General features: G+C 66.6%; 22 protein-coding genes. 10 read left to right on the plus strand and 12 right to left on the minus strand.

Annotation, left to right across the window (positions count from 1 at the left end; genetic code table 11):
• Positions 1-19: 19 nt before the first annotated feature.
• The 8 genes from hfq to dusB all read right to left on the minus strand — a co-directional run bounded on the left by hfq (position 20) and on the right by dusB (position 10,596).
• Positions 20-253 (minus strand): RNA chaperone Hfq, encoded by a 234-nt coding sequence (hfq, locus tag B6K69_RS02115; RefSeq protein WP_108642606.1) that lies wholly within the window; start codon positions 251-253, stop codon positions 20-22.
• Between the two features lie 144 nt (positions 254-397).
• On the minus strand, positions 398-1,936 hold the full coding sequence (locus B6K69_RS02120) for a TrkH family potassium uptake protein (RefSeq protein WP_107672733.1): 1,539 nt from the start codon (positions 1,934-1,936) through the stop codon (positions 398-400).
• A gap of 4 nt (positions 1,937-1,940) precedes the next feature.
• Positions 1,941-3,320: a Trk system potassium transporter TrkA gene (trkA, locus tag B6K69_RS02125; RefSeq protein WP_107672732.1), complete on the minus strand. Its 1,380-nt coding sequence runs from the start codon at positions 3,318-3,320 to the stop codon at positions 1,941-1,943.
• A gap of 75 nt (positions 3,321-3,395) precedes the next feature.
• Entirely contained in the window at positions 3,396-4,808 is a 1,413-nt protein-coding gene (gene ntrX / locus B6K69_RS02130; RefSeq protein WP_107672731.1) for a nitrogen assimilation response regulator NtrX, read from the minus strand.
• Entirely contained in the window at positions 4,805-7,090 is a 2,286-nt protein-coding gene (locus B6K69_RS02135; protein ID WP_108644735.1) for a sensor histidine kinase NtrY-like, read from the minus strand. The genes ntrX and B6K69_RS02135 overlap by 4 nt, the downstream gene beginning before the upstream one ends.
• A 63-nt stretch (positions 7,091-7,153) precedes the next feature.
• Positions 7,154-8,521: a response regulator gene (locus tag B6K69_RS02140; RefSeq protein ID WP_107672730.1), complete on the minus strand. Its 1,368-nt coding sequence runs from the start codon at positions 8,519-8,521 to the stop codon at positions 7,154-7,156.
• A gap of 3 nt (positions 8,522-8,524) precedes the next feature.
• Positions 8,525-9,622 (minus strand): two-component system sensor histidine kinase NtrB, encoded by a 1,098-nt coding sequence (locus B6K69_RS02145; protein WP_107672729.1) that lies wholly within the window; start codon positions 9,620-9,622, stop codon positions 8,525-8,527.
• Complete coding sequence (gene dusB / locus B6K69_RS02150; RefSeq protein WP_108642607.1) at positions 9,619-10,596, minus strand: tRNA dihydrouridine synthase DusB; 978 nt, start codon at positions 10,594-10,596, stop codon at positions 9,619-9,621. Before dusB ends, B6K69_RS02145 begins: the two co-directional genes overlap by 4 nt.
• A 194-nt stretch (positions 10,597-10,790) precedes the next feature.
• Between dusB and B6K69_RS02155 the strand changes: the two genes are divergently transcribed.
• From B6K69_RS02155 to B6K69_RS02165, 3 genes are read left to right on the plus strand one after another with little or no spacing between them, the layout of a single operon-like run.
• Positions 10,791-11,915: a bifunctional 2-C-methyl-D-erythritol 4-phosphate cytidylyltransferase/2-C-methyl-D-erythritol 2,4-cyclodiphosphate synthase gene (locus B6K69_RS02155; protein ID WP_108644736.1), complete on the plus strand. Its 1,125-nt coding sequence runs from the start codon at positions 10,791-10,793 to the stop codon at positions 11,913-11,915.
• Positions 11,912-12,403, plus strand: coding sequence for a phosphatidylglycerophosphatase A family protein (locus B6K69_RS02160; protein ID WP_108642608.1), 492 nt, complete (start codon positions 11,912-11,914; stop codon positions 12,401-12,403). The genes B6K69_RS02155 and B6K69_RS02160 overlap by 4 nt, the downstream gene beginning before the upstream one ends.
• The gene (locus B6K69_RS02165) at positions 12,379-12,867 is read left to right on the plus strand and encodes a CinA family protein (RefSeq protein WP_418260204.1); all 489 of its coding nucleotides are present in this window, start codon (positions 12,379-12,381) and stop codon (positions 12,865-12,867) included. Before B6K69_RS02160 ends, B6K69_RS02165 begins: the two co-directional genes overlap by 25 nt.
• 18 nt (positions 12,868-12,885) lie before the next feature.
• Here B6K69_RS02165 and B6K69_RS02170 read toward each other — a convergent pair whose 3' ends face one another.
• Together B6K69_RS02170 and B6K69_RS02175 are read right to left on the minus strand one after the other, a co-directional pair.
• Positions 12,886-13,815 (minus strand): CE1 family esterase, encoded by a 930-nt coding sequence (locus B6K69_RS02170; RefSeq protein WP_108642609.1) that lies wholly within the window; start codon positions 13,813-13,815, stop codon positions 12,886-12,888.
• Positions 13,816-13,888: 73 nt separating this feature from the next.
• On the minus strand, positions 13,889-14,341 hold the full coding sequence (locus B6K69_RS02175; protein ID WP_108642610.1) for a type II toxin-antitoxin system RatA family toxin: 453 nt from the start codon (positions 14,339-14,341) through the stop codon (positions 13,889-13,891).
• Positions 14,342-14,540: 199 nt separating this feature from the next.
• Here B6K69_RS02175 and hpt point away from each other — a divergent pair, with 199 nt between their 5' ends.
• From hpt to B6K69_RS02190, 4 genes are all read left to right on the plus strand, one after another.
• Positions 14,541-15,092 (plus strand): hypoxanthine phosphoribosyltransferase, encoded by a 552-nt coding sequence (gene hpt, locus B6K69_RS02180; RefSeq protein WP_107672724.1) that lies wholly within the window; start codon positions 14,541-14,543, stop codon positions 15,090-15,092.
• Between the two features lie 7 nt (positions 15,093-15,099).
• Positions 15,100-15,276, plus strand: coding sequence for a hypothetical protein (locus B6K69_RS18095; RefSeq protein ID WP_164681861.1), 177 nt, complete (start codon positions 15,100-15,102; stop codon positions 15,274-15,276).
• A gap of 61 nt (positions 15,277-15,337) precedes the next feature.
• The gene (locus tag B6K69_RS02185; RefSeq protein WP_108642611.1) at positions 15,338-16,240 is read left to right on the plus strand and encodes a c-type cytochrome; all 903 of its coding nucleotides are present in this window, start codon (positions 15,338-15,340) and stop codon (positions 16,238-16,240) included.
• Positions 16,241-16,400: 160 nt separating this feature from the next.
• A complete protein-coding gene (locus tag B6K69_RS02190) occupies positions 16,401-17,300 on the plus strand; it encodes a hypothetical protein (RefSeq protein WP_108642612.1) in 900 nt (299 codons plus the stop codon).
• A gap of 73 nt (positions 17,301-17,373) precedes the next feature.
• Here B6K69_RS02190 and lipA read toward each other — a convergent pair whose 3' ends face one another.
• Complete coding sequence (gene lipA, locus B6K69_RS02195; protein ID WP_108642613.1) at positions 17,374-18,324, minus strand: lipoyl synthase; 951 nt, start codon at positions 18,322-18,324, stop codon at positions 17,374-17,376.
• A gap of 131 nt (positions 18,325-18,455) precedes the next feature.
• Between lipA and aqpZ the strand changes: the two genes are divergently transcribed.
• Complete coding sequence (gene aqpZ, locus B6K69_RS02200; protein WP_107672900.1) at positions 18,456-19,139, plus strand: aquaporin Z; 684 nt, start codon at positions 18,456-18,458, stop codon at positions 19,137-19,139.
• Between the two features lie 144 nt (positions 19,140-19,283).
• On the plus strand, positions 19,284-19,856 hold the full coding sequence (locus B6K69_RS02205; protein ID WP_108644738.1) for a hypothetical protein: 573 nt from the start codon (positions 19,284-19,286) through the stop codon (positions 19,854-19,856).
• A gap of 7 nt (positions 19,857-19,863) precedes the next feature.
• On the opposite strand, the gene B6K69_RS02210 is transcribed toward B6K69_RS02205, so the two are convergent.
• On the minus strand, positions 19,864-20,988 hold the full coding sequence (locus B6K69_RS02210) for a DUF6456 domain-containing protein (RefSeq protein WP_107672720.1): 1,125 nt from the start codon (positions 20,986-20,988) through the stop codon (positions 19,864-19,866).
• Between the two features lie 217 nt (positions 20,989-21,205).
• On the opposite strand from B6K69_RS02210, the gene B6K69_RS02215 reads away from it, so the two are divergent.
• Entirely contained in the window at positions 21,206-21,490 is a 285-nt protein-coding gene (locus tag B6K69_RS02215; protein WP_107672898.1) for a DUF6477 family protein, read from the plus strand.
• Positions 21,491-21,516 lie beyond the last annotated feature (26 nt).

A 21,516-nucleotide genomic window follows, 5' to 3' on the forward strand; every position in this document is an offset into this window, starting at 1 on the left:
TCTTCGGGAAGGTCGGAAATCAGTCTTCACCTTCATAAAGGCTGATCGGCGCACCCGGCATGATGGTGGAGATCGCGTGCTTGTAGACAAGCTGGGATTGACCGTCACGGCGCAACAGCACGCAGAAATTGTCAAACCAGGTAATCACGCCCCGCAACTTGACGCCGTTGATCAGGAAGATCGTTACCGGAACCTTGGCCTTGCGGACGTGATTGAGAAACGCGTCCTGCAGGTTTTGCTTGTCGCCAGCCATTGTTGTTTTGCCTTGCGCGATGGCCGCGTTTTGTCGCGGCACGGTTGAAGTTTCTGGCCGGAAAGGCCGCGGTATCCGCAGGCCCTGCGAATGAAAGCAGTATTAGCTGCGAATCGCGCAGATTCCAGCCCGAAAATCAGGCCGTTACATGTGGAATTGCGCCTTGCCCCGCCAGCCCCCCGGCGCAACCAGCGCGATAAGCGCCAAAGTCTCAAGCCGGCCCACGACCATGGTCACGCCCAGCACGATCTTTTCGGCATTGCTCAGCACCGCATAGGACAGCGGCTCGGCGGTGGCGACCTGGATCAGCGGGCCGGTTGTGGTCAGCGCCGAAATGCCCAGGACCAGCGCCGGCTGAAAGGCCTGGCCCGTCAGCGTCAGCACCGCGGTCACAAGGCCGATGGACAGCGCGAACAGCATGAAGAAGACCCAGGCCATATAGGCGCCTTCCCCGCGCAGCCGCCGCCCTTCGGCGCCCTGACCGCCCACCGAATTGGGGTGGATGATCCGCTCCAGCTCGCGCTCGCCCTGCCGCAGCAGCGCATAGACCCGCAAGAGCTTGACCCCGCCCGCCGTGGTGGCGACCCCGCCCCCGACAATCGCCAGCCCCAGCAGCATCAGACCCGGCGCCCCCAGCCCGGCCCAGTCGCGCGCCGAGGACCAGTAGGCGGATTCGTAGCCGGTGGTTGTCAGGAACGACAAGGCGGTGAACATCGCCCCCCACAGCGCACGGGCAATGCCGGTGGCCGTGGCCATTTCGCGCGGCGCCTCGACCTCGGACATCAGGTGCCGTGTCATCAGGACCAGCACCACGACCGCCGTCAGGAAGGCTGCCAGCCGAAGCTCGGGGTCGTGCCAGATCTTGCGGTCCGACAGCCCCACCCCCGGCACCGGCATCAGCCGCCGGCTGAGGGCAAAGACCAGAAAGCCAAGGATCAGCACCTCGCCCGCCAGCCCCGACCCGGTGACCGACAGCCCGATCCCCGCCGAGACGCCCGAGGTGGACAGCGTGCCCATGGCATGTGTCAGCGCCAACAAGCCATCCTCGCCCGCGATCAGCAGCGCCACCCACAGCGCCAGCGTCAGCCCGGCATAGACCGGCAAGATCGCCATCGCATAGCGGCTGAGGCGCAGCGCGGGGTCGGCAACACGGGTGATCTGCGTCGCGCCATGCGCGCCGCGCCCCGGCACCCGGCCGGAAATCACCTCGGCCCCGCCCAGGTTCAGCGGTGCCAGAATCGCATAGGCCGCCAGCAGGATGAAGTAACCGCCCAGCCAGGACACCAGCGCCCGCCACAGATGCACCGAAGGCGGCAGCCGGCCCGGTTCATAGACCGATGACCCGGTGGTGGTGAAACAGGTCATCATCTCGAACCAGGCGTTGATCAGGCTGGTGTCGCGCACCGCCCAGACCACGGGCAGCGCCATCGCCACCGGCAGCACGACATAGGCCCCGACCAGCGCCGCCAGTTGCGCCCGCGCCGCATTGCGCGGCCGCCAATGCGCGGTGGCCAGCCCCAGCATCACCGTCAGCACGGCCAGCATCAGCGCGGCATAGAAGAACGCCCGCGCCGTTCGCATGTCGCCCAGAATCAGCGCATGGCCCGACGGCAGCAACGCCACCAGCGCCGTGCCGCCCAGCAGGACGACCAGCAACGGCAATGCGGTCAGCCGGGCCAGCATCGCGTCAGAAGAAGTCGATCGAGACCAGCAACAGCCGCTCGACCTCGGTCACGTCCTTGGCCATCGCGAACAGCGCGATCACGTCGCCCGCCTCGATCCGCAGATCGCCGGTCGGCTTCAGCACCTTGTCGCCGGATTTCATCACTGCGCCGACCAGCACGCCTTCGGGAAACTCGACATCGCGGATCAGCTTGCCCGCCAGCGGCGAGGTGGACATCACCTGCGCCTCGATCAGCTCGGCCTCGGCATCGCCGATGGCATAGACATGCCGCACCCGCCCGTGCCGGATGTGCCGCAGGATCGACGACACCGTGGTCGCCCGCGGGTTGATATAGGCGTCAATGTCCAGCGGCGCCATCAGCGGCGCCAGCGTCGGGTCGTTCACCAGCGCAATTGCCATCGGGCAGCCTGCCTGCTTGGCCCGGACCGAGACCAGAAGGTTGGTCTTGTCATCATCCGTCACCGCCAGCACCGCGTCGGCACGGTCAATGGCGGCTTCCATCAGCAGGTCCATGTCCATGCCGTCGCCGTTCAGCACGATGGTCCGTTCCAGCGCATCGGCGGCGCGTTCGGCGGTGGGGCGGTCCTTCTCGATGATCTTGGTCCGCACGCGGGCACTGCGCTTTTCCAGCGCGATGGCCACGCCAAGGCCCACATTGCCCGCCCCGATGATAACCAGGCGTTCCTGCTTCTTGTTCTTCTTGCCAAAGATTTCCAGGCAGCGGTTCACGTCTTCGGAATGGGTGAAGACATAGATCTGGTCCTCGGCCAGCAACTGGTCGCCCGGCTCGGGCGCGAAAAGCCGCCCCTCGCGCCGCACGCCCACGACAATGGCCCGCAGGGTGGAAAACAGCTCGTTCAACTGCCGCAGGGGCGTGTTCAGCACCGGACAATCTTCGGTCAACTGGATGCCCAGAAGCTGCGCCCGCCCGCCCATGAATACTTCGGTGTCAAAGGTCGCCGGGGCCGCCAGCCGTTGCAGCGCGGCTTCGGCCACCTCATGCTCGGGGCTGATCACCACGTCGATCGCCAGCCGGTCCTGCGTGTAAAGGTCGCTGTAGGCGTCCGACAGATAGCTTTGCGCCCGCACCCGCGCGATCTTGCGGGTGACGTTGAACACCGCCTGTGCGATCTGGCAGGTCACCATGTTCACTTCGTCGGAATGGGTCGCGGCGATGATCATGTCGGCATCGCGCGCCCCGGCCTTTTCCAGAACATCCGGGTGGCTGGCAAAGCCCACAACGCCCTGAACGTCCAGCGTTTCCGTCGCCCGGCGCACCAGATCGGCGTTCACGTCAACAACGGTGACATCGTTCTTTTCGCCCGAAAGCTGGCGCGCGATCTGCCAGCCCACCTGTCCCGCGCCGCAGATGATCACCTTCATCAGATACCCCGGTCGGTTCCACGTCGGGCCTGAATGTCACGTCCATGCCAGCGGGTCAATCGGCGCAGCCTGCCGTCACTCATCGCCGCCAAGGTCATCGTCGCCCTCGCCCGTCTCGCCGCGATAGCCGCGGGACGAGGTGACAACCCCCAGCGATTTCAGCTTGCGGTGCAGCGCGCTGCGCTCCATCCCGACAAAGCCCGCGGTGCGACTGATGTTGCCGCCGAAGCGGTTGATCTGGGTCAGCAGGTATTCGCGTTCGAACAGCTCGCGCGCCTCGCGCAGGGGCAGCGTGGCGATCTGCCCGCCCAGAACCATGCCCTCGCCCGAACCGCTGTGCTGCTCTGGCCCGGGCAATTCGCGCGCCTCGATGGCGCCGCCGCTTTCGCCCAGGATCAGCACCCGCTCGATCACATTGCGCAACTGGCGGATGTTGCCGGGCCAGGCCATGGTCTGCAGGGTCGCCTCGGCTTCCTGGCTGAGGGCGCGCGCCGGCAGGCCCTGGCTGCGGTGGAACCAGTCGATGAAATGCCGCGCCAGTTCGGGAATGTCCTCGCGGCGCTCTGACAGCGACGGCACCGCAATCGGCACCACGTTCAGCCGGTCGTACAGCTCCTGCCGGAAGCGCCCGGCCCGGATTTCCCCCGGCAGATCGCGTGTGGTGGACGAGATCACCCGCAGATCGACCCGCACCTTGTCGGCCCCGCCTGCGCGGGTGAACTGCTGTTCGGTCAGCACCCGCAGGATCTTGGACTGGGTGCCCAGCGGCATGTCGCCCACTTCGTCGAAATAGACCACGCCACCATGCGCCTGTTCCAGCAGGCCCGGTTCCACCCCGCGATCCGGGGTTTCGCGCCCGAACAGCACCTCTTCCATCCGCTCCGGCTCGATCGTGGCCGACGAGACGCTGATGAACGGGGCCGCGGCCCGGTTCGAATTGGAATGAATGAAGCGGGCCGCCATTTCCTTGCCCGATCCGGGCTGCCCGGTCAGCATGACCCGGCCGTTCGACTTGGTGACCTTTTCCAGTTGCGATTTCAGACCCTTGAAGGCGGCAGAGCTGCCGACCATCTCGGCCGAGCTGACATCGCGGCGGCGCAGTTCGTGGTTTTCCCGGCGCAGGCGGCTGGTCTCCATCGCCCGCGTCACCACCACGATCAACTGGTCGATGTTGAACGGTTTTTCGATGAAGTCATAGGCGCCCTGCTTGATGGCCGCGACGGCGATTTCAATATTGCCATGCCCCGAGATGATGATGACGGGAATGTCCGGGTTGTCGCGCTTGACGGTCTTGAGAATGTCGATCCCGTCCATCCGGCTGTCCTTGAGCCAGATGTCCAGGATCATCAGCGCCGGCGGGTCGGCGTTGATCTCGGTCATGCAGTCATCGGAATTGCCGGCAAGACGGACGAGATAGCCTTCGTCGCGAAGGATGTCGCCGATCAGTTCACGGATGTCCTTTTCATCGTCGACGATAAGGATGCTCATGCTGCGGTTCCCCCTTGGGCCGGCGATTGCGGCCCGATGTTGCGGCCCATGCGGCGCTTGGCAAGGCGCGGAAGCCGGATCTCGGCCAGCGCGCCGGCATGGGCATTGCCTTCGAACAGGGGCGCGTCCAGCAGCGCCAGCGTGCCGCCATGTTCTTCGATGATCTTTTTGACGATGGGCAGGCCAAGGCCGGTGCCCTTGGCGCGCGTGGTGACATAGGGTTCGAACAGCCGCGCCCGGTCGGGCGGCAGGCCGATGCCATTGTCGGCGATGCGGATCACGCTTTCGATGTCATCCGAGGTCAGGCTGATCCTGATTTCGGGCGCGATGTCCTGCGATGAATTCTTTTCCTTAAAGGAGTCAATCGCTTCGCCAGCGTTCTTGATCAGGTTTGTCAGCGCCTGCCCGATCATGGCGGCATCCAGATCCATCGTCACCGGCCCCTCGGGGATCTCGGTCACGAAGCGCACGTCCGGCTGGCCGGCCACTTGCAGGGTGACGGCATCGCGCAGGATCTGCACCAGATTGCTTTCGCGCCGGTCCGGTTCTGGCATCCGGGCGAATTTGGAGAATTCATCAACAATGCGGCGCAAGTCATTGGTCTGACGAACGATAACGTCGGTCAACTGTTCCAGGTCTTCGGGGTCGCGCACCTGGGTCAGGAACTTGCGCTTCAGCCGTTCGGCCGACAGGGCAATCGGCGTCAGCGGGTTCTTGATCTCATGCGCGATGCGCCGCGCCACATCGCCCCAGGCCGCCATGCGCTGCGCGGTGACCAGATCGGTCACATCGTCAAAGGCGACCACATAGCCTTCCAGCCGGCCGCTGTCGCTGCGCCGCACGCTCATCCGCACCAGCAGGCTTTCCAGCTTGCCCCGGCGCGTCAGCTTCACCTCTTCCTGCACCCCCGCGCCGCCTTCATCCTTCAGGCGCGCGAACAGCGGTTCGAATTCGGGCACGGCACTGGCCATTGTCACGCCATGCAGTTCGCCGGTGATGTCCAGCAGGCCTTCGGCGGCGCGGTTGATGAAATCGACCTGCCCGTTGGCATCCAGACCAATCACCCCGGCCGTCACGTTCGACAGCACCGAATCGAACAGCCGCCGCCGCCGTTCGGTCTGGCGGTTGCTTTCCATCAGCGCCTCGCGCTGGCCCTTCAACTGCCGCGTCATCTGGTTGAACAGCCGCCCCAGCATGGCGATTTCGTCATCGCCTTCTTCCTCGCGGACCTGCACATCCAGATCGCCCGCCCCAACCTGCTGCGCCGCCCCGGCCAGCCGCCCCACCGGGCGCGACAGCCGTTCCGCGAACCACAGGCCCAGCCAGATGGCCGCCAGGATCAGGATCAGCGCGAAGCCCAGATAGATCAGCCCGAAATTCAGCAGCAGTTTGCCACGGTCGCTTTCAAGCTGGCTGTAAAGCCGCACCGTTTCCTTGGTTTCATCCAGCAGCGACAGGATTGACCCGTCCACATCGCGGCTGACGTAAAGATAGCGGTCGGGATAGGCCTCCAGATGCACCAGCGCCCGGAATTCGTTGTTCGGCCAGTCCTCGATCATCACCGTCTCGCCGGTGCGGGCGCGGGCCAGTTGTTCGGGCGTGATGTTTTCAAAGCCGAAGAGGTAAGACCGATCGCCGCGCGTCTTCAGCGTTCCGGTCCCGTCAATCAGATAGGCCTCTTTCAGCCCGCGCTGAATGGCATCCTGCCCCTGGCTAAGAAGCGGACGCAACTGATCGTCCCGCAGGAAAAAGGTCTTCTGCTTGGCAAGGTTCAGATAGGACGCCAGCGCCTGCGCATCCTGCATCAGGTCTTCGCGCTGTTCGCCCTCATAGGCTTCGGCGGCGGCCAGCGACGACCCGACGACCGAGCGCACCCGGTCGGAAAACCAGCCCTCAAGCCCCAGGTTGACCGACAAGACCGCAAAGACCGCGACCAGCACGGTGGGCACCAGCGCCACCCCGGCAAACACGCCCGACAGCCGCAGGTGCAGCCGCGATCCGGCCGACTGGCTGCGCCGGTCGGCCACAAGCCGCGCCACGCGGTACAGGACCAACGCCGCCACCAGCAGAACATAGACCAGATCGGCCAGCAGAATCAGCCGCAGTTGCGGCGTTGTCGCGCCCTGATTGAACGGCCCCAGCGCCAGGAAGGTGGCCACCACCAGCACGGGGCCAAGAAACACCAGGCCCAGAGTCGTTGCAGTCTGCACACGCTTCTGGCGCCGCAGCCTTGACAATCTGGACCAGACATCCCGGTGAAGGGCGCGTTCTGAAGGGCTCATGACCTGCAACATCTTGTGGCGTTCGGGCATTGCGACCCGTGTGCCACGCTTGATGTTGCGGTTTTACATCAGCTTGCGCCGCCGTGTCACGCGGATATCGAGGTCGGTGATCTTCTTGCGCAAGGTATTGCGATTGATCCCCAGCAGATCGGCGCATTTCGCCTGATTTCCGCCGGTGGCATCCAGCGCAATCTCGATCAGCGGCGTCTCCACTTCCTTCAGGATGCGCTGATAGACGCCCGGAGGCGGCAGTTGCCCGCCGTGCAGATCGAAGTAGCGCTTCAGGTGCCGCGCCACGCTGGCCGACAGCTTTTCCCCCTCCAGCGCCGATTTCACAGGCTCGGCCGGCGGCAACTGGCCCAGAACCTGCGCCACCTCGGCCTTGGTGATTTCGGCGTCGCTGGCCGTCACCGCCAGCCGGCGCAGGGCATTCTCCAATTGCCGCACGTTGCCGGGCCAGGCATGGGCGCGCACCATCTCGCGCGCCTCGGCCGAAAGCCGCCGCCCGGTACCCAGGTCGCGTTCGGCCCGGCCAAGGAAGTGGTCGGCCAAAAGCGGAATATCCTCGACCCGTTCGCGCAAGCTGGGCATGTGCAGCGTCACGCCGGCCAGCCGGAAATACAGATCCTGCCGGAAGCTGCCCGCCTCGATCTTCTGGCTCAGGTCTGCCTGGCTGGTGGCGATCACCCGGGGCGCACTGTCGCCCGGCAGATCCAGCAGCCGCACGGCGCGGGCCTGCGTGTCATCGTCGTAATCGGCCACCTCGTCAAAGACCAGCGTGCCGCCGCGCGCCCGCGCGATCAGGTTCGACGGGCCTTCCATCCCTTGCAGGTCAGCCGCCTGCACCACCACGAAGGGCATGTTGCGGCGGTCGCTGAAATCATGGATCGCGCGGGCCAGCAGGCTTTTGCCGGTGCCGGATTCGCCGGTGATCAGCACCGGCAGGTCGGTGTTCATCACCCGCGCGACCAGCCGGTACAGCGCCTGCATCCCCGGCGCCCGGCCCACCAGCGGCAGGTCTTCCGACGGTTCGCGCAGCGGCTGCACCGCCACCTGCGGCGCGCGGCGGCGCTGGTCCAGCGCGCGGGCCGACCGTTTCATCAGGTCGGGCAGGTCAAAGGGTTTGGGCAGATAGTCGAAGGCTTCCGCCTCGGCTGCCTGAATGGCCGTCATGATGGTGTTCTGCGCCGAAATCACGATCACCGGCAGACCGGGCCGCATCCGGCCGATCCGCGGCAGCGCATCCAGCCCGTTGCCGTCGGGCATGATCACGTCGGAAATGACCAGATCGCCCTTCCCTTCCTCGACCCACCGCATCAGCGTCATCAGGCTGCCGGTCGCGTGCACCTTGCAGCCGGCGCGCGTCAGCGCCTGGGTCAGCACCGTGCGGATGGTGCGGTCATCGTCGGCGACAAGGATGGTGCCGTCCATGGCTTACAGGTCCTTCCGTTTGTCCTTGGGGGCGAGCGGCAGGGAAATGCGGAACGCGGTGCGTCCGGGCACCGATTCCACGCTGATCCAGCCGTCGTGGTCAGAGATGATCTTGGATACCAGCGCCAGCCCCAGGCCGGTGCCGTTCTCGCGGCCCGAAACGAAGGGCTCGAACACATCGCCGGCAATGTCGGGCGGCAGGCCGGGACCATCGTCGATGATCTCGACATTCAGCGGCAGCGCGGCGGGCACGCCATCCTTGCGCCGCATCCGCAGGCTGATGTCATAGAAGGTGCGCAGCCGGATGGTGCCGCCCTTGCGCCCCGCCGCCTCGGCCGCGTTCTTGATCAGGTTCAGGAACACCTGCATCAACTGGTCGGGGTCGGCCCAGGTGGGCGGCAGCGAGGGATCGAAATCCTCGATGATCGTCATATGCGCGGCAAAGCCCACCAGCGCCGAACGGCGGGCGCGGTCCAGCGCGTCATGCACATTCACCGCGCGGCGGTCCGGTGGCCGCAGGTTGCCGAACTGTTCGACCTGTTCCAGCAGCTTCACGATGCGCCGGGTTTCCTCGACGATCAAATCGGTCATCTCGCGGTCTTCGGGCGTCAGCGACATCGACAGAAGCTGCGCCGCGCCCGCAATCCCGGCGAGCGGGTTCTTGATCTCATGCGCCAGCATCTCGGCCATGCCGATGGCCGATTTCGCCGCCGTCTTCGCCCCCATCGACCGGCCCAGCCTGTCGGCCAGTTCGCGGGGCGACAGGATCAGCAGCAGGATGCCGGGGTTGTCATGCATCGGGGCCAGATGGATGGTGCATTGCACCGGGGCGCGTTCGCCGCTGGTCACGTCCACATCGTTGATGTTCAGCGCCGCCTGGTTCGACCGCGCCCGCGCCATCGCCTCTTCCATCGGGGCGTCGATCGCCAGCCGGTCCAGCACGGGCTGGCCCGCCAGCGCCCGCGCCGAGGTGTTCAGAAAGGCCTCGGCCGCGGGGTTGACCTCAAGCACCCGACCCGCCTCGTTCACCAGCAGCGCCGGCAAGGGCAGCGAGGCCCAGACCACCCCTGGCACCGGATAGGGCGAGCGATAGGCGCTCATGCCGCCACCTCCATGTCATCGAAGGCCGCAAGGACCAGCCGGATCACCTCTGCCGGGTCGGTGGCGGTCAGGATCGCCTCGCGCGCCTGCGGCAGGCCGGCCTCGTCCAGATACCAGCCCAGATGCTTGCGCGCGCAGCGCAGGCCCAGGTCGCGGCCGTAGAAACCCAGCATGTCTTCATAATGCGTCACGATCAGCGCGGCGCGGTCCGCACCTTCGGGAATCGCCGGGGCCGGGGTGCCGTGCAGCGCATGGGCAATCTCGGCCAGCCGCCAGGGCGCCCCTTGCGCCCCGCGCCCCACCATCACGCCATCGGCGCCGCTGGCCGCCAGCGCCTGCCGCGCGGTGTCCGCATCCACGATGTCGCCATTGGCGACAACCGGGATCGACACCGCGTCCTTCACCGCGCCGATCGCCGCCCAGTCGGCCCGCCCCTTGTAGAACTGGCAACGGGTGCGGCCGTGGATCACCACCATCCGCACACCCGCCGCTTCCGCCCGTTTCGCCAGTGCCGGCGCGTTCAGATCGCTGTCGTCCCAGCCCAGCCGGGTTTTCAGCGTGACCGGCACCTGCACCGCCGTCGCCACCGCCTCGATCAGCCGCAGCGCCAGATCCAGATCGCGCAGCAAGGCGCTGCCGCACAGGCCCGTGGTCACCCGCTTGGACGGGCATCCCATGTTGATGTCGATCACCTGCGCGCCCTGCCCTTCGCACCAGCGCGCGGCTTCCGCCATCAGTGCCGGTTCCCGGCCCGCAAGCTGCACGCTGGTCGCCACCTCGCCGAAGCCCAGTTCGGCCCGCGCCCGCGCTTCCGGTCGGGCGCGCAGCACCTCGTCGCTGGCGACCATCTCGCTGACCACCAGCCCGGCCCCGAACCGCCCCACCAGCCGGCGGAACGGCAGGTCGGTGATGCCGGCCAGCGGCGCCAGAAGCACCGGAGGGGAAACCGAAATCGGGCCAAGGGTCAGGGTCACGGGTGTTCTGTCCTGCAAGGGATGGGCCAAGCCTTAGCGCCCCGGGCGGCAAAGGTCCAAAGCGCGCGGAACAACCTTTGACTGAAAAACGTGCATTGCACAATAACTAGGCAGATATGCCTGCTTTCCCGCCACATTGTCAGCGCCGCGGGGCTGGCCTAGACAGGATGGGCACAACCGGGAAGCCTGCCGCCATGACCACCGCCGTCCTTATCGTTGCCGCTGGCCGGGGAACCCGGGCCGGAGGCGAAATTCCGAAGCAGTGGCAACTGCTTCGCGGCAAGCCGGTGCTGGCCCATACGCTGGCCGCCTTTGCCGGGATGCGGATCGTGCTGGCCATCCATCCCGACGACCGCGCCCGCGCCGCAGCCCTTGCGCCGGACATCCCTCTGGTTGAAGGCGGCGCCACGCGGGCGCAATCGGTGAAGAACGCGCTTGAGGCGCTGGAAGGAACCGGCGTCACCAAGGTTCTGATCCATGACGGCGCCCGCCCGCTGGTCAGCCGCGCGCTGATCGCCCGGCTGGAGGCGGCGCTGGATGCCCACCCCGGCGCCGCCCCCGCGCTGGCGGTCACCGATGCGCTGTGGCGCGGCGAAGCGGGCCTTGTCTCGGGCACGCAGTCGCGCGACGGCCTTTACCGCGCGCAAACGCCGCAGGCCTTCCGTTTTGCCGAAATCCTTGCGGCGCACCGCGCCCATCCGGGCAATGCCGCCGATGATGTCGAAGTGGCGCGGGCCGCAGGACTTGACGTTGCCATCGTCGAGGGCGACGAGGACAATCTGAAACTCACCTTCCCCGGCGACTTTGCGCGCGCCGGGCGGCTTCTGGAGGGGCGGACCATGGATGTGCGGATGGGCAATGGCTATGACGTTCATGCCTTCACGGCGGGCGATCACGTCTGGCTTTGCGGCGTGAAGGTGCCGCATGACAAGGCGCTGCTGGGCCATTCCGACGCCGATGTCGGGATGCACGCCCTGACCGATGCGATCTATGGCGCCATGGCGATGGGCGACATCGGCCGCCACTTCCCCCCCAGCGACCCGCAATGGAAGGGCGCGGCCAGCCACATCTTCCTGGCCCATGCCGCGAACATGGTCCGCGAAAAGGGCTATGTGATTTCCAACTGCGACGTGACGCTGGTCTGCGAACGCCCGAAGATCGGCCCCCATGCCCATACAATGCAACAGGAACTTGCCCGCATCATGGGGGTTGAGCCGGGCCGCGTCAGCGTCAAGGCCACCACCTCGGAACGGCTTGGCTTCACCGGCCGGGAAGAAGGCATCGCCTCCATCGCCACCTGCGTTCTGGTGCGCGCATGATGCGCGCCATCGCCACCGTCTTCGGCATCGGCCGCCTGCGCCCGGCCCCGGGGACATGGGGGTCGGCCGCGGCCATCGTCGCGGGCGTGGCCATTGACCGGCTGTTCACCGTCTGGGGCCTGCTGGCCGCCTTCGTGATCGTCACCGCCCTTGGCTTCCGCGCCTGCGCCGCCGTCTGCGGCCCCGGCGAAGACCCCGCCGAGGTGGTGATTGATGAAGTGGCCGGTCAATGGCTGGCGCTGCTGTTCCCCGCCTTCGCCTTCTGGAACCGTGGCCTGACCGACTGGGCGCTGGACGCCTGGCCCGGCTGGGTGGCCGCCTTCCTGTTCTTCCGGCTGTTCGACATCTGGAAGCCCTGGCTGGTTGGCCGCGCCGACCGGCGGGGGGATGCGACAGGCGTGATGCTTGACGATCTCTGGGCGGGGCTGTTTGCTGGGCTGATGATCATGGTGACGGCAGGGATATGGCACGGCGTGATGGGATTGTGACGGCGGAAGAGGTGCTGGATCGCGCCCGCTACTGGGGTTTGCGCATCGCCACCGCCGAAAGCTGCACCGGGGGCATGGTCGCCGCCGTGCTGACCGATGTGGCCGGATCGTCCACGGTCTTTGATCGCGGCTATGTCACCTATTCCAACCTGTCCAAGATGCAGATGCTGGGCGTGCGGGAAGAAACGCTTGCCGCCAACGGCGCCGTTTCCGAACCCACCGCCCGCGAAATGGCCGAAGGCGCGCTGGCCCGGGCCGATGCCGGGCTTGTGGTGGCCATCACCGGCGTCGCCGGCCCCGGCTCAAGCGAGTTCAAGCCGGAAGGCCGGGTCTGCTTTGCGCTGGCCAAGGCCGGCCACATGACCAGGACCGAGACGGTGCATTATGGCGCCATCGGCCGGGCCAAGGTGCGCGCCGCCAGCACCGAACATGCGCTGGCGCTGCTGCTGGCCGCGATGGACTGACCGCAGACGGAACCGGCCTCAGCGCCAGCCGTCAAAGAACCGCAGCACTTCCTGCGTCGCGTCGATTTCGCGGGTCTTGCCGCTGTCCAGCCGCGCCTTGCGGCTTCCCGGCCAGACATGCTCGCCCCCTTCGACCGTCATCAGCCGCAGCCGCACCCTGCCGCCCGCCACCCAGTCCGTCACCTCGACCGCCGTTCCGTCGTCCTTGGCGTCGATCCGCCGTTTGGTCTGCGCCAAAGGCCCCGGTTGCGGCGCCAGAAACGCCTGCACCACCGAGGCGACCGAGGCGAAATCGGTGCGCGTCAGGCTGCTGTCGCCCTGCCCGCCGGCATAGGGCACCCGGCTGTCGGCGGTGCCATGCACGATCAGCGCCGGAACCGGCCCCCGGACGGCAACCCGTCCGCTGTCCATCGTGCCCGAAACGCCGGCCACCGCCCGCACCAGCCGCGGATTCCGCGCGGCAAAGGTTTCCGACATCATGGACCCGTTCGACATGCCGGTCAGGAACACCCGCCCGCCATCCACCCCGTAGCGGGCCGTCACATCGGCGATCACAGCCTTGAGAAAGGCCTCGTCCGCCACGCCCTTGCGCGCGGCCGATCCGCAGCAATAGCCGGCGTTCCAGGTCAGCAGCCGGTCACCCTTGCGCCCGGTGCCGGCGGGAAAGACCACCGCATATCCCTTGGCCGTGCCCGCCTTGGCCAGACCTGACGACCGCGCGAACTGACCGGGGTCGCCCCCGCCGCCGTGCAGCGCCAGAATGATCGGCGCGCCCTTGGGCTGCGACGGCAGGTCCACCAGATACCAGCGGTCGCCCAGCTCCACCCGCTCGGTCCGCGCCAGGGCGGGCAGCGTCAGCGCGGCCAGGATCATTGCCGCCCAGACCAGCACCGAACGAGCCGTCTGTATCCGGGCAAGCCGGGCAAATGTGGGGTCAACTGCGGTCATTGGGGTCTCCGGTCAGCGGGCTGTTTCCGCTGAAACGCCACAACCGCCGGTTTCCGTCGCGCCGCGCGCGATGTCAGGCGGCGCGACCGTAGAGATCGGCCGCGCGGCGTTCAAAGGCGCGCACGATCCGCGTCATCGCCTCGTTGAAGACCACGCCGATGATGCCTTGCAGGATCGCGTTGCGAAATTCGAAATCCACGAAGAATTCCACCTCACAACCACCCGGCGCATCGCGGAATTCCCAGGTGGACCGCATGAAGCGGAACGGCCCGTCGATATATTCCGTCAGGATGCGGCGTTGCTCGGACAGCAACTGCACCCGGCTGCCGAACCTTTCGCGGAACACCTTGAAGCTGATCACCAGATCGGCCTCCATCAGCTCGCCGCCCGGAATGGGGGTGCGCGACCGGATGCGCGCGGCGGAATTCCACGGCAGGAATTCGGGGTAACGTGCGACATCGGCCACCAGATCATACATCTGCTGGGCGGTGTAGGGCAGTCGCTTGGTTTCGTGATGGGTGGGCATTGGTCTGCGGCTGTAAGGCCCCTTCATGTGGCGCGTCTCTGCCCGGCGGTCAAGCGGCGCCAGCCGTGACGGGGGGCGACGAAAAGTCCGGCGCCCGAAGCAATGCCCTTGCCAAAGCGTCAGGCCGCCACGGTCAAGATCGCTCTCGAAACCCGGTTCGCTTGGCGCTAGGAAGGGTCGTCAAGCAGGGAAGCCCCAGATGCCCGACCGCCCCTATGTGATCGACCAGCTCATCAGTGCCAAGGCAATTGCCGCCCGGGTCGAGGCGCTGGCCCGCGAGATCACCGCCCATTACCGCGGCACCGACAAGCTGGTCGTCGTCGGCCTTCTGCGCGGCAGCTTCGTCTTCATCGCCGATCTGGTGCGCGAGATCGACCTGCCGGTCGAGGTGGATTTTCTGGAGGCCAGCTCCTACGGCGACGCGCTTCATTCGTCGCGCGAGGTGCGCATCCTGAAAGACCTGCGCGGCGAAATCGCCGGTCGTGACGTGCTGGTGGTGGAAGACATCGTTGATACCGGCTTCACCCTGCACCACGTCAAGAACATGCTGCTGTCGCGCGAACCCCGGCGGCTAGAGGTCTGCGCGCTGCTTGACAAGCCCTCGCGCCGCGAGGTGGCGATCAAGGCCACCTGGACCGGGTTCGAGATCCCCGACGAATTCGTCGTCGGCTATGGAATCGATTTCGCGCAGCGCAACCGCAACCTGCCCTATATCGGCAAGGTGCGCTTCACCGACACATCCGCAGGATAGGCCGGCCATGGACCCGATCCGCTGGATGATGAAGGCAAAGCGCTGGGCGCAGAACCCGCCCTCGATGCGGCAGGTCATCTTCTATGCCGCCATCATCGCCGTCTGCCTGGCGATTGCCGGGATCGAATGGATCTGGGGCTGGCCCGCTTGGCTGACCCCCGACCGGATGCGCGTCAAACCCTGACTGACAGGTTCGGCATTTCGCGCTAGGCTGGCACTTCCTGCCCTGAAGGAGGCCAACCGTCATGCGCCTTGTGCCCAAGCTCATGCTGCTTGCCCTTGCCGCTGCCGCCGCAGGCTGGTGGCTGACCCGCCCCGCGCCCCTGCCCGCCTCGGCTGTGGCGGGCCTTGTGGGGGACGCCGCCCACGGCGAACAGGTGTTCTGGGCCGCAGGCTGCGCCTCTTGCCACATGGCGCCGGGCGCCAAGGGCGATGCGCAACTGGTGCTCTCGGGCGGCCAGCGCTTCGCCTCGCCCTTCGGCACCTTCATTGCCCCGAACATCAGCCAGCACCCGCAGGCGGGCATCGGCACCTGGTCGCTGCTGGATCTGGCCAATGCCCTGACCCGGGGCGTGTCCCCGCAGGGCGAACACCTTTACCCCGTGCTGCCCTATGCCGCCTACGGCAAGATGCAGATGCAGGACGTGGCCGATCTTTTCGCCTTCCTGAAAACCCTGCCCGCCGACCCGACGCCAAGCGCCGCGCATGAGATCGGCTTTCCCTTCAACATCCGCGCCAGCCTTGGCGGCTGGAAACTGCTGTTCCTGTCAACCGACTGGGCGCTGCCCGGCCCGCTGTCCCCGCAGGCCGACCGTGGCCGCTATCTGGTCGAGGCGATGGCGCATTGCGGCGAATGTCACACACCGCGCAATGCCCTGGGCGGTCTTGAAACAAGCCGCTGGCTGGCCGGTACGCCCGATCCGTCAGACGCCAGCGGCAAGGCGCGTGTGCCCGACATCACCCCCACCCGCCTGACCTGGACGGAAGATGAAATCGCCAGCTACCTGACCACCGGCTTCACCCCCGAATATGATAGTGTTGGCGGCCATATGGCCCATGTGGTGGAAAACTTCGCCCGCCTGCCGGCCGAGGATGCCGCCGCCGTTGCGGCCTATCTCAAGGCCGTGCCGCCTTCGGGCGGGCCATAGCGGCCAGACGCCTTCCCTTGCGGCGCCCGACACCGCCAGACACAAGAATTTGCGTTGTATCGTGGCAACAGACGCGGCCAAGGTTTCGGAATGGCCCAGCCAACTGTTTCGTTCGCCCCCAGATTGCGCGAAAGCAGGAACAAGAAGATCGGAGGCTCCCATGATGCGCGTTTCTCTCCTTGCCCTGCTTGCCGTCGGCGCAATTGCGCCGTCTGCGGCCTCGGCCTTCGATCTTGGCAACGGCATGGCCGTGACCGGCTCGGTCAAGCTGGAATATGACAAGTACGAATCGGACGACACCGCCGTTCTGGATGCCGATCTTGGCCTGAGCTGGCGCTCGGGCGGGCTGATCGGCTTCGATGCGGCGCTTGATTCAACCTATATCGGCGATTCCGACGAAGACCTGACCAACATCTGGGCCGCGCTCGTCTTCTCGACCGACATGGGCGAATTCTCTGTCGGCGCCCCGCGGCCGGTGGTCGAATCGATGGCCGTGCTGCCGCGCTTCGGCACCTCGCGTCTGCTGGATCTAGAAACCTCTTTCGCCCGTGGCCCGCTCTCGACTGCGGCCGGCTTCGAGGACAATGGTTTTGCGCCGGGCCTGGCCTTCACCGGGCAATCCGGTTCGGTCAGCTATGGCCTGTCCTATCACCGCTTTGAAATCGGCGGCAGCGATCTGGATCTGATCCAGGGCGTGATGAACTATTCCAACGGCGCGACGACGCTGTTCATCAGCGGCGAACTGGGTGATCTGCTCAGCGTCGATCCTTCGGTCGTCAAGATCGGCGGCCTTTACAGCGCCGATGTCTATTCCTTCGGCGGGGAACTGGCGCGGGTGGATTACGGCAGCGAAGGCATCACCACCGGGCGGCTGTTCGGCACCTATGACGTGATGCCCGAACTGACCGTCAAGGGCGACATGCTGCTGATCGAGAGCAGCGAGAACATCTATTCGCTCGGCGCTGAATACCGCTTTGGCCAGATCGGCTTTGTCGAGGGCGGCGCGTCCTTTGTCGACAATGACCAGATCTACGACATCGGCGTCGGCCTGAAGTTCTGATCGCGGATCAGATCACCCCACATGACAACGGCCGCCCCTTTCCGGGCGGCCGTCTGCCTTTCAGCCGGTCGTGTCAGGCCCGCCCCAGCTTTTCCAGCCGGGCCGCCCGCAACCGGGCGAAATCGTCCCCCGCATGATAGCTGGACCGCGTCAGCGGCGTGGCCGAGACCATCAGGAACCCCTTGCCATAGGCCGCCGTCTCATAGGCCGCGAATTCCTCGGGCGTCACGAAGCGCGCCACGGCATGGTGTTTCGGCGTCGGCTGCAGATACTGGCCGATGGTCAGGAAATCGACATCGGCGCTGCGCATGTCATCCATCACCTGCTGCACGGCGGCGCGATCCTCGCCCAGCCCGACCATGATGCCCGATTTAGTGAACATCGTCGGGTCCAGTTCCTTGACCCGCTGCAACAGCCGCAGGCTGTGGAAATAGCGCGCGCCGGGCCGCACCCCCGGATAAAGCCCGGGCACGGTTTCAAGGTTGTGGTTCAGCACATCGGGCCGCGCCGCAACCACGGTTTCCAGCGCCTCGGACCCGCATTTCAGGAAATCGGGCACCAGCACCTCGATGGTGGTCTCGGGCGCGCGGTGGCGGATGGCGCGAATGGTCTGGGCGAAGTGTTCGGCCCCGCCATCGGCAAGATCGTCGCGGTCCACACTGGTGACGACGACATGCTTCAGCCCCAGTTCCGAAACGGCGTGCGCCACACGGCCCGGCTCGAAGGCATCCAGCGCCTGCGGCTTGCCGGTGGCGACGTTGCAGAAGGTGCAGCCGCGGGTGCAGATCTCGCCCATGATCATCATGGTGGCGTGACCCTGGCTCCAGCATTCGCCGACATTGGGGCAGCCCGCCTCTTCGCAGACCGTCACCAGTTTCTTGGCCTTCAGAATGTCGCGGGTTGTCTTGTAACCCTCTGACGTGGGGGCCTTTACCCTGATCCAGGCCGGCTTCTTCGGCTGGGCGTTGTCAGGACGATGCGCCTTTTCGGGGTGGCGCTCTTCGGGAATTTTCAGGTCGCGCAAAGCTGCAAGCCCTCTGTGGTTTTTCCCCCTAGCCGTATCGGGGTTCTTCTGACATATGCGCTAACATGCCGGCAGGCAACGTGTCGCGCCTTTTGCGCGAACCGCCGGTTCTGAAAAACAGTGGAGTTACCATGGGCAAGAAGTTCTTCGCCGAGGTGCTGGGCACCTTCATCCTTGTCTTCTTCGGTTGCGGCGCGGCCGTTCTGATGGGGGCACAAATCGGTCTGATGGGCATCGCGCTGGCCTTCGGCCTGACCATCGTCGCGGCCGCCTACGGTCTTGGCGCGATCTCGGGCGCGCACCTGAACCCCGCCGTCAGCCTTGGCGCGCTGATGGCCGGTCGCATCGACGCGACCACCTTCGCCGTCTATGCACTGGCCCAGGTGGCCGGTGCCATTCTGGCGGCCGCCGTGCTGCTGCTGATCGCCAGCGGCGGTCAGGGCTATGACATCGCCGTCAACGGCCTTGGCCAGAACGGCTATGGCGCGGGCTATCAGGGCGGCTATTCGCTGACCTCGGCGCTGGTGTTCGAAGGCGTCGCGACCTTCATCTTCGTGACCGTGATCCTTGGCGCCACCCAGTCGGGTGCCCCGGCCGCCATGGCCGGTCTGGCCATCGGCCTGACGCTGACGATGATCCACCTCGTCGGCATCGCCGTCACCGGCACCTCGGTCAACCCGGCCCGCTCGATCGGCCCGGCGCTGCTGGTGGGCGGCACCGCCCTGTCGCAGCTTTGGGTCTTCATCGTGGCGCCGCTGGTCGGCGGCGCGCTGGCGGGCATCGTGCACAAGGCCGGCCTGACCCGCGCCGACTGACCCTGACCTGAACGATCCTGGAACGGAGGGCCCGCAAGGCGCCCTCCGTTTTGCATTCTGCGCCGCCATAACCTGAGTTTGATACGCATCAAGGCGCAGCCGGCCTTGTCGCGGCACATCGGCACAGACAAACTGCAGGCCACCATGACCTCGATCGAACTGTCCCTTGCCATTCTCGGGCTGCTGATCACGCCCGGACCGACCAATACCCTGATGTTCGTCGCCGGCAGCGAACGCGGCGCGGCCAAGGCCCTGCGCCTGATCCCGGCCGAACTGGCCGGCTACCTGACAACCGTCCTTCCCCTGACACTGGCCGGCGCGCATCTGCTGAACGGCCTGCCCCACGCCCGCGCCGCGATTGCCCTGCTGGCCGGGCTGTGGGTGGCCGTCCTTGCGGTGCGGCTGTGGCGCCTGCCGGACGTTGCGGCCGGAACGCCCAGCGTTGGCGCGCGCACGGTGTTCTTCACCACGCTTCTGAACCCCAAGGCCCTGATCTTCGGGCTGGTGCTGCTGCCGGCGCCAACCGGCCTTGCGCTTAACCTGGCCAATTTCTCGGCGCAGGTCGTGCTTGTGGCCTGCCTCTGGATCACCGGCGGCGCCCTGCTGGCCGTGCGCAAGGACCAGCCAGCAAGGCAGATGCTGATCATCCGGCGGGTGGCCTCGGTCTGGCTCGGGGCGCTGTCGGTGGTGCTTGTCCTGCGCGGCCTTGGCGCCTGAGCCCGCCTCAGCCGATCAGCGGGCCTGACCGGCCATAGGTTTCGTCATAATGCCGCCGCAACCGCATCAGCGCGATGCGCAGCACGATCTTGCCCGACCGCGCCGCCCAGCCCATCCGCCGCTCGGCCGCCTCGATCCCTTCCAGAAAGCAACACACACGCAGCGCCACGTCGCCCAGACCCGGCCCCAGATCGCGCAGCGCCGCCGCCACCCGTTCGCGCGCCCGGCCCGGCCCTTCTGCCAGCCCGGCATCGGCGCGATAGCTGCCCCGGTCGCCGCCGGTCAGGAACTTTTCCCAGTTCTGCGCCACGCGCGGCCCCATCTGCGCCAGCTCGAAATCCTCGCGCAGCCGTTCGGCCGCGTCGATCAGCGAGGTTTCCAGAAACGGCTTGCCGTCCTTGTCGCGCCGCCGTCCCAGCACCGCGACCGGGCTTTCCGCCAGATTGCAGCGCACCCGCCGCAGGCCATCGGCTTCGGGCACCGTGCGCTCGCCCCAGCTCCGGTGCTGGTCGCCGAAAGGGGCCGCCGCCTCGGCCAGACCGCCGTTGCGACGCCGGTCCTCGGCATCCAGCATCCGCTTCAGCGCCGCCCGCCCCGCCGCCGTGATTTCATAAACCGAGATGCGGCCCGCCTTGCGGCAGGCGATCCAGTCCTTCACGCTCATCGCCTGCGCGACGGAACGGTCCAGCACCGCCGTCCGCGCCGATTTGCCGTCGGGAAACTCGCGCAGCACTGCCGCCTTCTCCATCTCGGGCGCGAAGGCCAGCACCGCGCCCGGCTCGACCAGCCGGCGCAGCACCCGCCGCCCCTCGCGCTCAAGCTGGGCCTCGTCAGGCAGGACGGGCAGGTTTCGGATCGGTGCGGTCATGTCGGATGCGTCCTTTCGGCTGGGATCGGGGATGTCGGAACGGGCCGCCCGCGCCAGCGCCTCCAGCGCGCCGTCCATCAGCGGATCATCCCGGCGACATTCGAACCGCCGCACCTGCCGCAGCACGGTCGAGGCATTCAGCCCGACCTCCCGCGCCAGCGCCCGCAGAGGCACTCCGTCTTCGGTATGGCTGAGGTAAAGACGCACCTTGGCTGGCAGCCAGTCGGGCAAGGGGGCTACGGCAGTGGCGGACAATCCTGTCATCCTGGGCTTGCGGCTACATGAGAGCGCATCATCCGGGAAACCGGACAATACAACCTAGAGAAGAATTGGTTACCTGAAAGTTAACCCTTAACCTTCTGGCCATAATCGTAACTAAATCCTAAACAATCCCAACCACGCCGCGCGCAGGAAATGGCCGAAATGCAACGCAGGATTGTTCCGGTGCAAACTGACCTCCGAGATTCTGCAGGAGGTTGCCATGACGCTTTCCCACCCCGGCCTTGCCACGCTGCGCCGTCCAGGGCTGCTGATGCAGGCCGCCCGTCACGGGCTGGCCCATTACCGCCGCGCGCGCCTGCTGCCGCGGCTTCTGGGCGGGGAAACCCGGCCCGAACGCGCCCTGCCCCGTCTGATCGAGGCCGAGGCGCGGCTGGAAGAAACCCGGCTTCGCGGCGATGCCGCCTATTCCATTCCCGCCCATGTCGAAATGCTGGTGGCGCTTCTGGCCGAAGCCCGCCTTGCCGCAGGCCGGCCTGTCGGCTGATCCGGCCTTCCGGCAGCAAAAAGCCC

It is taken from the genome of Pseudogemmobacter blasticus (assembly GCF_003071405.1).
GTDB lineage: Bacteria > Pseudomonadota > Alphaproteobacteria > Rhodobacterales > Rhodobacteraceae > Pseudogemmobacter > Pseudogemmobacter blasticus.